8 protein-coding genes, 1 tRNA gene and 1 pseudogene are annotated in these 13004 nt (G+C 56.0%); all 10 read right to left on the reverse strand.

Annotated features, from left to right (window positions below):
* Positions 1-411 precede the first annotated feature (411 nt).
* Positions 412-4653, reverse strand: coding sequence for a DNA-directed RNA polymerase subunit beta' (gene rpoC / locus O3297_RS28565; protein WP_034753138.1), 4242 nt, complete (start codon positions 4651-4653; stop codon positions 412-414).
* A gap of 122 nt (positions 4654-4775) precedes the next feature.
* Positions 4776-8882: a DNA-directed RNA polymerase subunit beta gene (rpoB, locus tag O3297_RS28570; RefSeq protein WP_034783248.1), complete on the reverse strand. Its 4107-nt coding sequence runs from the start codon at positions 8880-8882 to the stop codon at positions 4776-4778.
* Positions 8883-9126: 244 nt separating this feature from the next.
* Positions 9127-9498, reverse strand: a complete 372-nt coding sequence (rplL, locus tag O3297_RS28575) for a 50S ribosomal protein L7/L12 (RefSeq protein WP_034753136.1) — start codon at positions 9496-9498, stop codon at positions 9127-9129.
* Between the two features lie 67 nt (positions 9499-9565).
* A complete protein-coding gene (gene rplJ, locus O3297_RS28580; RefSeq protein WP_034753621.1) occupies positions 9566-10105 on the reverse strand; it encodes a 50S ribosomal protein L10 in 540 nt (179 codons plus the stop codon).
* Positions 10106-10424: 319 nt separating this feature from the next.
* Positions 10425-11120, reverse strand: coding sequence for a 50S ribosomal protein L1 (gene rplA / locus O3297_RS28585; protein ID WP_034753134.1), 696 nt, complete (start codon positions 11118-11120; stop codon positions 10425-10427).
* Positions 11120-11554, reverse strand: a complete 435-nt coding sequence (rplK, locus tag O3297_RS28590) for a 50S ribosomal protein L11 (protein WP_034783246.1) — start codon at positions 11552-11554, stop codon at positions 11120-11122. The genes rplA and rplK overlap by 1 nt, the downstream gene beginning before the upstream one ends.
* A gap of 115 nt (positions 11555-11669) precedes the next feature.
* Entirely contained in the window at positions 11670-12296 is a 627-nt protein-coding gene (gene nusG, locus O3297_RS28595; RefSeq protein WP_034753130.1) for a transcription termination/antitermination protein NusG, read from the reverse strand.
* Positions 12296-12679: a preprotein translocase subunit SecE gene (gene secE / locus O3297_RS28600; RefSeq protein WP_010394308.1), complete on the reverse strand. Its 384-nt coding sequence runs from the start codon at positions 12677-12679 to the stop codon at positions 12296-12298. The genes nusG and secE overlap by 1 nt, the downstream gene beginning before the upstream one ends.
* 32 nt (positions 12680-12711) lie before the next feature.
* Positions 12712-12787 (reverse strand) — tRNA-Trp (locus O3297_RS28605).
* Between the two features lie 66 nt (positions 12788-12853).
* Positions 12854-13004 (reverse strand): annotated as a pseudogene (locus O3297_RS28610) (elongation factor Tu); the annotation flags it as partial.

Below are 13004 nucleotides of genomic sequence, written 5' to 3' on the forward strand. Positions count from 1 at the left end.
GATCAATGCCTGTATTTGCCATGTCCGTGCAACAGATTATTGAATGCTCCGTTCTTCAATAATGCCATTCAATAGCCCGCCTTAATAAAACAGGAAACCCGTTCCATTCAATTGATTAACACTTGCATGATTCAAATTGGCCAGCTTTTCATTGAATGCCCGATACCGGATAAATCGGCGCATGAAGGAAATACGGGCATAAAAAACGGCACCAGGAATTTCTCCCAGGTACCGTGATTATTAATTGCCGAGGTAGCCGATTCCCCTTTAGCAGCGTGGCAACTGACGCTCTTCACTTTCCCACGCTGCTAGCTCTTTGCGTATTCGGTGCAATTTACCGGTGCAAATTACGGCAGCGCGCATAAAAAAACGGCACCCGCAGGTGCCGTTCTTGTCAGCTAGCAGCGTAGATTACGCTTCGTCGCCGTGGTGTTGCTGGGTTTCGATGTCCTGCAGCGCTTCGGCAGCTTCGCCAGCCATCGAGGCTTTCTCGGCCAGCAGCAGTGCTTGACGCTCTTCCACTTCCCACGCTTCTTTCTCTTTGCGTGCGCGGTGGAAGGCCAGGCCCGTACCGCCAGGAATCAGACGGCCGACGATGACGTTCTCTTTCAGGCCGCGCAGACCATCGCGCTTGCCCATGATCGCCGCTTCGGTCAGCACGCGGGTGGTTTCCTGGAACGATGCGGCCGAGATGAACGAATCGGTCGACAACGATGCCTTGGTAATACCCAACAAGACGTTTTCGTAGGTCGCTGGAATCTTGTTCTCAACGGCCATGCGATCGTTCTCGTCCAGCAGTTCCGAACGCTCTACCTGCTCGCCAACGATGTAGTTGGTGTCGCCGGCATTGACGATCTGAACACGGCGCAGCATCTGACGCACGATCACTTCGATGTGCTTGTCATTGATCTTCACGCCTTGCAGACGGTACACGTCTTGCACTTCGTCAACGATGTAACGTGCCAGCGCTTCGATACCCAGCAGGCGCAGGATGTCTTGCGGATCGGCCGGGCCGTCCACGATCATCTCGCCCTTGTTCACGACTTGGCCGTCATGCACCAGCACTTGTTTGTCCTTGGTGATCAAGAACTCATGCTTGTTGCCGTCCATGTCCGTGATTTCCAGACGCTGCTTGCCCTTGGTTTCTTTACCGAACGCAACCGTACCCGTGACTTCCGCCAGCATACCGGCATCTTTCGGCGAGCGCGCTTCGAACAGTTCCGCAACGCGTGGCAGACCACCGGTAATATCGCGCGTTTTTTGCGATTCGGTAGGAATACGTGCCAGCACTTCACCAACCGATACCTGTTGACCGTCCTTGACCATGATCAGCGCGCCGACCTGGAAGCCGATCGCCACCGAGTGTTCGGTGCCGGCGATCTTGACTTCTTCGTTCGCGTCGTTGATCAGCTTGACTTGCGGACGCAACGTTTTCGTCAACGAACCGCGACGTTTCGCATCGATCGCCACCAGGGTGGACAGACCGGTCACTTCGTCGACTTGACGGGCTACGGTGACGCCTTCTTCGACGTTCTCGAAACGCACTTGACCGGCGTATTCGGTAATGATCGGACGGGTCAGCGGATCCCACGTTGCCAGGGCCGTACCGGCCTTGATGACCATGCCGTCCTTGACGATCAGGGTCGCACCGTACGGTACTTTATGACGCTCACGCTCACGGCCATGGTCGTCGGTGATCAGCACTTCGCCGGAACGGGAAATGACGATTTGCGCGCCCTTGCCGTTCGTCACGTAACGCATGGTTGCCGTGAAGCGGATGGTACCGTTCGACTTGGCTTCCACCGACGATGCCACTGCTGCACGCGATGCCGCACCACCAATGTGGAACGTACGCATGGTCAGCTGGGTACCAGGCTCACCAATCGACTGCGCTGCCACCACACCGACGGCTTCGCCGGCGTTGACCAGCATGCCGCGGCCCAGATCGCGGCCATAGCACTTGGCGCACAGGCCGAAGCGCGTGTCGCAAGTCAGTGGCGTGCGAACCTTGACTTCATCGATGGACAGACGCTCGATCTCTTCGACCATGTCTTCGTCCATCAAGGTGCCGGCTTCGTACAGCGTTTCCTGGGTTTCAGGATTGACGACGTCATGCACCACCACGCGGCCGAGGATACGGTCACGCAACGGTTCGATGACTTCACCACCTTCGACCAGTGCCTTCATGACGGCGCCGTTCATGGTGCCGCAATCGTCCTCGATCACCACCAAGTCTTGCGTCACGTCAACCAGACGACGCGTCAGGTAACCGGAGTTAGCCGTTTTCAGCGCCGTATCGGCCAGACCTTTACGAGCGCCGTGGGTCGAAATGAAGTACTGCAAAACGTTCAGACCTTCGCGGAAGTTCGCGGTAATCGGCGTTTCGATAATCGAGCCATCCGGTTTGGCCATCAGACCACGCATACCGGCCAACTGGCGAATCTGGGCTGCGGAACCGCGCGCGCCGGAGTCGGCCATCATGTAAATGGCGTTGAACGATTCTTGCGTCGACTTGGTGCCGTCGCGGCGGATCACGTCTTCGACTTTGAGCTGGTCCATCATGGCCTTGCCGACTTCATCGGAGGTTTTGCCCCAGATATCGACTACCTTGTTGTAACGCTCGCCGGCGGTCACGAGACCCGAGGCGTATTGCTGTTCGATCTGCTTGACTTCCGATTCGGCCGTCGCGATCAGCGTGACTTTTTGCGGTGGTACCAGCATGTCGTCGACGCAGATCGAGATACCGGCGCGTGTCGCCAGGCGGAAACCCGATTGCATCAGTTTGTCTGCGAACACCACGGTGGCGCGCAGGCCGCACTTGCGGAACGACGTGTTGATCAGCTTGGAAATTTCTTTCTTTTTCAGCGCGCGGTTCAGGACGGAGAACGGCAAGCCTTTAGGCAGAATTTCCGACAGGATCGCACGGCCGATCGTCGTTTCGTAGCGGGTAACCGTTTTCTCGAATTCGCCCGTTTCGGCGTTTTTCGGGTATTCGGTAATACGCACGGTGACGCGGGTCGTCAGTTCGACTTCCTTGTTGTCGTAGGCGCGGATCACTTCCGACACGTCAGGGAACATCATCCCTTCGTTCTTCGCATTGATCGCTTCGCGGGTCGCGTAGTACAGACCCAGCACGATATCCTGGGAAGGAACGATCGACGGTTCGCCGTTCGATGGGAACAGGATGTTGTTCGATGCCAGCATCAAAGTGCGTGCTTCCATCTGCGCTTCGATCGACAGAGGAACGTGGACCGCCATTTGGTCACCGTCAAAGTCGGCGTTGAATGCGGCGCAGACGAGCGGGTGCAACTGGATGGCCTTGCCTTCAATCAAGACTGGCTCGAATGCCTGGATACCCAGGCGGTGCAGCGTAGGTGCGCGGTTCAACATGATCGGATGTTCACGGATCACGTCTTCCAGGATGTCCCACACGACCGGCTCTTGAATCTCGACCAGCTTTTTCGCGGCCTTGATCGTGGTCGCCAGACCCATCAGTTCCAGTTTATTGAAAATGAATGGTTTGAACAGTTCCAGCGCCATCAGTTTCGGCAAGCCGCACTGATGCAGTTTCAATTGCGGGCCCACGACGATGACCGAACGACCGGAGTAATCGACGCGTTTGCCCAGCAAGTTTTGACGGAAACGGCCGCCCTTGCCCTTGATCATCTCTGCCAGCGATTTCAGCGGACGCTTGTTGGCGCCGGTCATCGCTTTGCCGCGACGGCCGTTGTCCAGCAGCGAATCGACCGCTTCTTGCAGCATGCGCTTTTCGTTGCGCGTGATGATCTCTGGAGCACGCAGCTCCATCAGGCGTTTCAGACGGTTGTTACGGTTGATGACGCGGCGATACAGATCGTTCAGATCCGAGGTCGCGAAACGGCCGCCATCCAGCGGTACCAGCGGACGCAGTTCCGGCGGCAGCACTGGCAGCACTTCCATGATCATCCAGTCAGGCTTGATGCCCGAACGTTGGAACGCTTCCAGCACTTTCAGGCGCTTCGCGTATTTCTTGATCTTGGCTTCGGATTTCGATTCCTTCAGTTCCACGCGCAGGGTTTCGGCATCGCGGTGGATGTCGATCGAGCGCAGCAGTTCACGGATACCTTCGGCGCCCATGAAGGCGGTGAAGTCGTCGCCGTACTCTTCGTACTTGGCGGCGTAGTCGTCTTCCGACATGATCTGGCACTTTTTCAGCGGAGTCATGCCTGGATCGGTCACGACGTATGCTTCAAAGTACAGCACGCGTTCGATGTCCCGCAGGGTCATGTCCAGGACCATGCCCAGACGCGACGGCAGCGATTTCAGGAACCAGATGTGGGCGGTCGGCGAGGCCAGCTCGATGTGGCCCATGCGCTCGCGGCGCACCTTGGCCAGCGTGACTTCGACGCCGCACTTTTCGCAGATCACGCCGCGGTGTTTCAGGCGCTTGTACTTGCCGCACAGGCATTCGTAATCCTTGATCGGGCCAAAGATCTTGGCGCAGAACAGGCCGTCGCGCTCAGGCTTGAAGGTACGGTAGTTGATGGTTTCCGGCTTCTTGACTTCGCCGTAGGACCACGAACGGATTTTCTCAGGCGAAGCGAGACCGATCTTGATTGCATCGAAGGTCTCGTTGGTCTGTACTTGCTTGAATAGATCGAGCAGTGCTTTCATGTATCACTCCAGAGGTGATTAAATTTCTATATTCCTGAGACTACATTGCCCGGCGTGGTTTCCCAGCCGGGCTTTGTGTTTCCCAAACCAAATGACGCTTATTGGGTCAATAAGCCTGTCGTTTAGTTGCGTTCGAGGTCGATATCGATACCCAGCGAACGGATTTCCTTGACCAGCACATTGAACGATTCCGGCATGCCGGCGTCGATCACGTGGTCGCCCTTGACGAGGTTCTCGTACACTTTGGTACGGCCATTCACGTCATCGGACTTGACGGTCAACATCTCTTGCAAGACATACGACGCGCCATACGCTTCCAGTGCCCAGACTTCCATCTCACCGAAACGCTGACCACCGAACTGGGCTTTACCGCCCAGTGGCTGTTGCGTCACCAGCGAGTAAGGACCGGTCGAACGCGCATGCATCTTGTCATCCACCAAGTGATGCAGTTTCAGCATGTGCATGACGCCGACAGTGACCTTGCGCTCGAACGCTTCACCGGTGCGACCGTCATACATGGTCACCTGGTTTTTCGAAGCGGTCATGCCCAGGTTCTTGGCGATGTCGTCCGGATACGCCAGGTCCAGCATGCGGCGGATCTCTTCTTCATTGGCGCCGTCGAACACTGGCGTGGCGAATGGAACACCTTTTTTCAGGTTTTCCGCCAGCTTCATGATCTCTTCGTCGTCGAAGTCGTTCAACTCTTCGGCACGGCCGTTGTCGTTGTAGATCGTCGTCAGGTACTTGCGCACTTGCTCGACCTTGGTTTGCGCCTTCAGCATTTCGCCGATGCGGATACCCAGGCCCTTGGCAGCCCAGCCCAAATGAGTCTCGAGAATCTGACCAACGTTCATCCGCGAAGGAACGCCCAGCGGGTTCAGCACAACGTCGGCTGGCGTGCCGTCGGCCATGTATGGCATGTCTTCCACAGGAACAATACGGGAAACCACACCCTTGTTACCGTGGCGACCTGCCATCTTGTCGCCCGACTGCAGGCGGCGTTTCACGGCCAGGTACACCTTGACCATTTTTTGCACGCCTGGTTGCAGCTCATCGCCTTGCGTCAGTTTCTTGCGCTTCTCTTCGAAGGCCAGATCGAACTGGTGACGCTTCTCGTTGATCGATTCCTTGATCGCTTCCAGCGCTACCGCTGCATCGTCGTCCGCAGGGCGGATGTCGAACCAGTGGTATTTGTCCAGATCGGCCAGGTAATCCTTGGTGATCTTGGCGCCTTTGGCCAGCTTTTTAGGGCCGCCGTTGACAACTTTGCCGATCAGCATTTTTTCCAGACGCTGGAAGGCATCGCCTTCAACGATACGCATCTGGTCGTTCAAATCCAGACGGAAGCGTTTCAGTTCGTCATCGATAATTTGCTGGGCACGCTTGTCGCGCACGATGCCTTCACGGGTGAAGACTTGCACGTCGATCACGGTACCGATCATGCCCGATGGCACGCGCAGCGACGTATCTTTCACGTCGGATGCTTTTTCGCCGAAAATCGCGCGCAGCAGCTTCTCTTCCGGGGTCAGCTGGGTTTCGCCTTTTGGCGTCACTTTACCAACCAGGGTATCGCCGGCTTGTACTTCAGCGCCGATGTAGACGATACCGGACTCATCCAGACGTGCCAGCTGATTTTCAGCCAGGTTCGAGATGTCGCGCGTAATTTCTTCCGCGCCCAGTTTCGTGTCACGGGCAACAACCGACAACTCTTCGATGTGAATCGAGGTGTAGCGGTCGTCCTTGACGACGTTTTCCGAGATCAGGATCGAATCTTCGAAGTTCAGACCATTCCATGGCATGAAGGCCACGGTCATGTTCTGGCCCAGAGCCAATTCACCCAGGTCGGTCGATGCGCCGTCGGCGATCACGTCGCGCTTGGCAACACGGTCGCCCACTTGCACGATAGGACGCTGGTTGATGTTGGTGTTCTGGTTCGAACGGGTGTACTTGATCAGGTTGTAGATGTCGACGCCCACTTCACCAGCGGTTGCTTCGTCATCGTTGACGCGAATCACGACACGGCCCGCATCGATGTAATCGACGATACCGCCACGCAGCGCTTGCACGGTGGTGCCCGAGTCGACCGCAACAGTGCGTTCGATACCGGTACCGACCAGCGCTTTTTCCGGACGCAAGCAAGGCACAGCCTGGCGTTGCATGTTGGCGCCCATCAATGCACGGTTTGCATCATCGTGTTCGAGGAACGGAATCAGCGAGGCAGCGACGGAAACGATCTGGCCTGGCGCCACGTCCATGTACTGGATGCGTTCCGGGGAGACCAGGATGGTTTCGCCGGCTTCACGGGCCGAGACCAGTTCATCGGACAGCATGCCTTCGTCGTTGATGGTCGCATTCGCCTGAGCGATGATGTAGCGGCCTTCTTCGATGGCGGACAGATAGTCGATCTGATCGGTAATCTTGGAGCCTTCGACCTTGCGGTACGGGGTTTCCAGGAAGCCGTATTCATTCAGGCGGGCATACAGAGCCAGCGAGTTGATCAGACCAATGTTCGGACCTTCCGGTGTCTCGATCGGGCAGACGCGGCCGTAGTGGGTCGGATGCACGTCGCGCACTTCAAAGCCGGCGCGTTCGCGTGTCAGACCGCCGGGTCCCAGAGCCGATACGCGGCGCTTGTGGGTAATTTCCGACAGAGGATTGGTTTGGTCCATGAACTGCGACAGCTGGGACGAACCGAAGAACTCGCGAATCGCGGCCGAAATCGGCTTCGAGTTGATCAGGTCGTGCGGCATCAGGTTGTCCGCTTCGGCTTGGCCGAGGCGTTCCTTGACGGCGCGCTCAACACGCACCAGGCCGGCGCGGAATTGATTCTCGGCCAGTTCGCCCACGCAACGTACGCGACGGTTACCCAGGTGATCGATATCGTCGACTTCGCCGCGGCCATTGCGCAGTTCCACTAGGATCTTGATCACGGCCAGCACGTCTTCGTTCGACAGGGTCATGGCGCCGGTCAGTTCATCGCGGCCAATGCGGCGGTTGAACTTCATGCGTCCCACGGCCGACAGGTCATAGCGGTCCGAGTTGTAGAACAGGCCATTGAACAGCGCTTCAACGGAATCTTCCGTTGGCGGTTCGCCTGGACGCATCATGCGGTAGATCGCCACTTTCGCAGCCATCTGGTCGGCGGTGTCGTCGATACGCAGGGTTTGCGAGATGTAGGCGCCCTGATCCAGGTCGTTCGTGTACAAGGTCTGGATTTCGGAAATGTTGGCATCGCGCAGGCGGCCCAACAGATCTTCGGTCAGCTCATCGTTCGCGGAAGCGACGACTTCACCAGTATCGCCATCGACGATGTTCTTCGCCAATACGCGGCCCAGCAGGTAGTCTTCCGGCACGGAAATGTGCTTGATGCCGGCAGCTTCGATATCACGCACGTGTTTCGCGTTGATACGCTTGTCTTTCAGCACCAGGGTCTTGCCCGACTTGTCGACGATGTCGAAACGCGCCACTTCGCCGCGCAGACGCTCGGAAACGAATTCCATTTCCGCGCCTTCGGAGCGCAGGTTGAAATTGTCGAAGACGAAGAAGTTCGCCAGGATTTGCTCATGCGACATGCCGATGGCTTTGAGCAGGATCGTCACTGGCATCTTGCGGCGGCGGTCGACGCGGAAGAACAGGATGTCTTTCGGGTCGAACTCGAAGTCCAGCCACGAACCGCGGTAAGGAATGATACGCGCGGAGAACAGCAGTTTACCGGACGAATGGGTCTTGCCGCGGTCGTGCTCGAAGAACACGCCAGGCGAACGGTGCAACTGGGAAACGATAACCCGCTCCGTGCCGTTGATCACGAACGAACCGGTGGTCGTCATGAGCGGCAATTCGCCCATGTAGACTTCCTGTTCCTTCATCTCTTTGACGACGGGCTTGGTTGGCGATTCCTTGTCCAGGATCACCAGGCGCACTTTCGCGCGCAGCGGCGACGCGAACGTCAGGCCACGTTGTTGACATTCTTTGACGTCGAAGGCAGGATCGCCCAGAACGTACGACAAGAATTCGAGGCGCGCAAAACCATTGTGCGACACGATAGGGAAAATCGAAGTGAAAGCCGACTGCAGGCCATCATTCTTGCGGCCGGACGGTGCTATGTCCTCTTGCAAGAAGCTATGATAAGACTCGAGCTGGGTCGCCAGCAGGAACGGAACGTGGTGAACGTTGGCGCGCTTCGCGAATGATTTGCGAATGCGTTTCTTCTCAGTAAATGAGTAGTGCATGGACACTCCGTGAGTGACAGAAAGGATAGAAAATTCAGGTTTTGCAAGTGTTCGTTTGCACCGCTGCGTGTGACACAGACGAAACCTCAAGGCTCTGCTTTCCGGCTTGAATCGAATAAAAACTGCTGCTACAACTACATGACAAATACGATGCAGACGACAAAGGAGCCAAAGTCGGATTTCCCCCCTTGCGAGGGGAAACCTCAGACTTTGACTCGGGCGCTAACTGCCGCCGGTACAGATATTACTTGATCGAAGCGGTTGCGCCGGCTTCTACCAGTTTCTTCTGTGCAGCTTCAGCGTCAGCTTTCGACACTGCTTCTTTCACAGTTTTTGGTGCGCCATCGACCAGGTCTTTAGCTTCTTTCAAGCCCAGGCCGGTGATTTCGCGAACTGCTTTAATAACGCCAACTTTGTTTGCGCCGAAGGTGTCAAGGATGACGTTGAATTCGGTTTGCTCTTCAGCAGCTGCTGCTGGGCCTGCTGCAGGACCGGCCGAAGCCATTGCTGCTGCGGACACGCCGAATTTTTCTTCGAATGCTTTAACCAGGTCGTTCAGGTCCATTACGGACATGGCGCTAACTGCTTCCAGGATATCGTCTTTGCTAATTGCCATTTTGAAACTCCTAAATTTATTACGTTAGTTACATCAGATTGGTACTGAGAGAAAAAAGCGCGCGCAATTAAGCGGCTGCTGGGGCTTCTTCTGCTGCTGCTTCTGCAGGAGCTTCGGCGCCTTCGCCTTTTTTCGCTGCCAGGGCAGCCAGACCACGTGCAAAGCCCGAAACCGGAGCCAGCATAACGCCCAACAACTGCGAAATGAGGACTTCACGGCTAGGAATGCTCGCCAACGCGGTGACAGCAGCTGTATCCAGCGGCTTGCCTGCGTAGTTACCTGCTTTGATGACCAGTTTGTCGTTGGTTTTAGCGAAGTCAGCGATGACTTTAGCTGCTGCAACGGCATCGGCCGAGATCGAGTAGATCAACGGGCCGGTCATGGCATCTGCCAGGCTGGCGAATGCGGTACCTTCAACGGAGCGACGAGCCAGAGTGTTTTTCAACACACGCAGGTACACGCCTTGGGCACGCGCTTTAGCACGCAGTTGCGTCAAGTGACCAACCTGGATGCCACGATATTCGGCCACGACGATCGTTTGCGCATTTGCTACTTGTGCGGAAACTTCGGCGACGACGGCCTTTTTGTCATTCAGATTGAGACTCACGGTCAACCTCCTTAAATGATGTTCGGCAATCACAACCGAGTGGTTGAGCGCCTTGCATCGGTTCGAACACGGCGTCCGAAGTCAAGAAGTACTAAACTGAGCGGATGGATTCACGCAGCATGAGGACTACAAAACTTGTTCGGGTACACCATCTGCGTTGGGCACCTGCCGTTGCCGGCAAGCCTATTAACCTTCTGCATGTGCGATCGCAGTCGGCCCAACGGTCTTTGATTGTCTGCCGGCCTGGTGCGAACACCGGGCCGACAGCCCAAAGATGCGCCCACAGCGCCCGAAGGCGCGTGGGACTTGATTCTGTTACTTAAGCTGCCAGGCTAGCCTGGTCAACACGGACGCCAGCGCCCATGGTCGACGACAGCGAAACTTTGCGCAGGTACACGCCTTTGCTCGATGCTGGCTTGGCTTTGTTCAGTGCGTCGATCAGTGCGACCAGATTCGACTTCAGATCTGCGTCAGCGAACGATTTACGGCCGATGGTAGCGTGGATGATACCGGATTTGTCGGTACGGTACTGAACTTGACCGGCTTTCGCGTTTTTCACGGCGGTAGCGACGTCAGGAGTAACAGTGCCAACTTTCGGGTTAGGCATCATGCCGCGTGGGCCCAGGATCTGACCCAGGGTACCAACGATACGCATGGTATCTGGCGAAGCGATAACGATGTCGAAAGGCATGTCGCCGGCTTTGATCTGCTCAGCCAGGTCTTCCATACCAACGATGTCGGCGCCAGCTGCTTTGGCAGCTTCCGCTTTTTCGCCCGACGCGAATACAGCCACGCGTACGGTTTTGCCGGTACCAGCTGGCAGCACGACGGAGCCGCGCACCACTTGGTCGGATTTCTTAGGATCAACACCCAGTTGTACCGATACATCGATCGATTCATTGAACTTGGCCGTTGCGCACTCTTTGATCAGAGCGACAGCGTTGTCGAAAGCGTACACTTTGGTACGGTCGACTTTGGCTTTCAAAGCCTTGATACGTTTGGATAACTTAGCCATTATACAACACCTTCCACCGTGATACCAATCGAACGAGCGGAACCAGCGATGGTGCGTACAGCAGCATCCATGTCGGCAGCGGTCAGATCAGGGGTTTTCAATTTAGCGATTTCTTCAGCTTGTGCGCGGGTCAGCGTACCGACTTTGTCGGTATGTGGCTTCGGCGAACCTTTGGTGATCGCAGCAGCTTTTTTGATCAGGTAGGTTGCTGGAGGCGTCTTCATCACGAATGTGAAGGACTTGTCCGCAAACGCGGTGATCACGACTGGGATCGGCATGCCTGGTTCCATACCTTGGGTCTGCGCGTTGAACGCTTTGCAGAATTCCATGATGTTCAGACCACGTTGACCCAGAGCTGGACCGATTGGTGGGGATGGGTTTGCTTTACCAGCTGGCACTTGCAGCTTGATAAAACCAATGATTTTCTTTGCCATGATGGCTCCTATCTTGGATTGAGTAGTAGCGCCCCGCCGATCCTACCCTGGCGGGGCTCCTCTGACCGGATTTTGCTGAGACTGCCGCAACGCTCCTGGTGGCGCTTGCTAATGCTTAAACTTTTTCGACTTGGCCGAATTCGAGCTCTACCGGGGTAGCGCGGCCGAAAATGGTGACCGAGACGCGCACTTTGGATTTCTCGTAATTGACTTCTTCGACATTGCCGTTGAAATCGGTGAACGGACCATCCTTGATGCGGACTTGCTCGCCCACTTCGTACAAGGTTTTTGGACGGGGCTTTTCAACACCTTCCTGCATCTGCTTCATGATGCCGTCGATTTCGCGCGCGGAGATCGGCGTCGGCTTGTTCGACTTGCCACCAATGAAACCGGTAACCTTGCTGGTGTTCTTGACCAAGTGCCAGCTCTCGTCCGTCATTTCCATTTCAACCAGCACATAGCCAGGATAGAAACGACGTTCGGTGACGGACTTCACACCATTCTTGACTTCAACGACTTCTTCGATCGGCACCAGGATCTGGCCGAACTGGTCTTGCATGCCCGCGCGCTCGATGCGCTCGGTCAGTGCGCGCATGACGCTTTTTTCCATGCCGGAATAAGCATGCACGACATACCAGCGCTTGCTGCTTACTGGCACGCTCAGCGCTGCACCAGTGTCCGCTACCGGAGCGTCGCCCGGAACGGACTCGTCCGCCGCTTCATCATGCACATTTTCGCTCATTATTTTTTCCAACCCAGAATTACGTCATACAACAAAAACTCGAGCAATTTATCCGTGCCCCACAGGAAAATCGCCATGACCAGCACAAAGGCAAACACGATCGCAGTAATCTGCGTGGCTTCTTTGCGGGTAGGCCAAACGACTTTCTTGGTTTCGCGCACAGCTTCTTTGGCGAAATTGAGAAATTCACGGCCGGTCGTCGAGACATACAAGAGCGCAACAGCAATAACCAAACCAGCCACAAGCGCGCTTGCACGCACCAGAGCTGGTTGGCCTGCCAGGTAATAAAACCCGACTACTCCTGCAATCGCAGCCACTATTGCCAGCGCGACTTTTATCTTGTCACTCGACGTGCTAACGGTTTGCACGGATTGATTTGACATTTTTCTACTTTCGGTGCCCTGCACCTTGACGGTGGCAGGGACGGAGGGCATCGAACCCCCAACCTTCGGTTTTGGAGACCGACGCTCTGCCAATTGAGCTACGTCCCTACGTAAAACTTTCGAGGAGTGCTATTCTACCACCCAGGACGCCCCGGGTGGAAGCATAACATTTCCTTATGCGAGGATTTTTGCAACCACGCCGGCGCCGACGGTACGGCCGCCTTCGCGGATAGCGAAGCGCAGACCTTCTTCCATCGCGATCGGGTTGATCAGCTTGACGGTGATCGACACGTTATCGCCTGGCATGACCATTTCTTTGTCTGCT

This window comes from Janthinobacterium sp. SUN128, assembly GCF_030587275.1.
Lineage (GTDB): Bacteria > Pseudomonadota > Gammaproteobacteria > Burkholderiales > Burkholderiaceae_D > Janthinobacterium > Janthinobacterium lividum.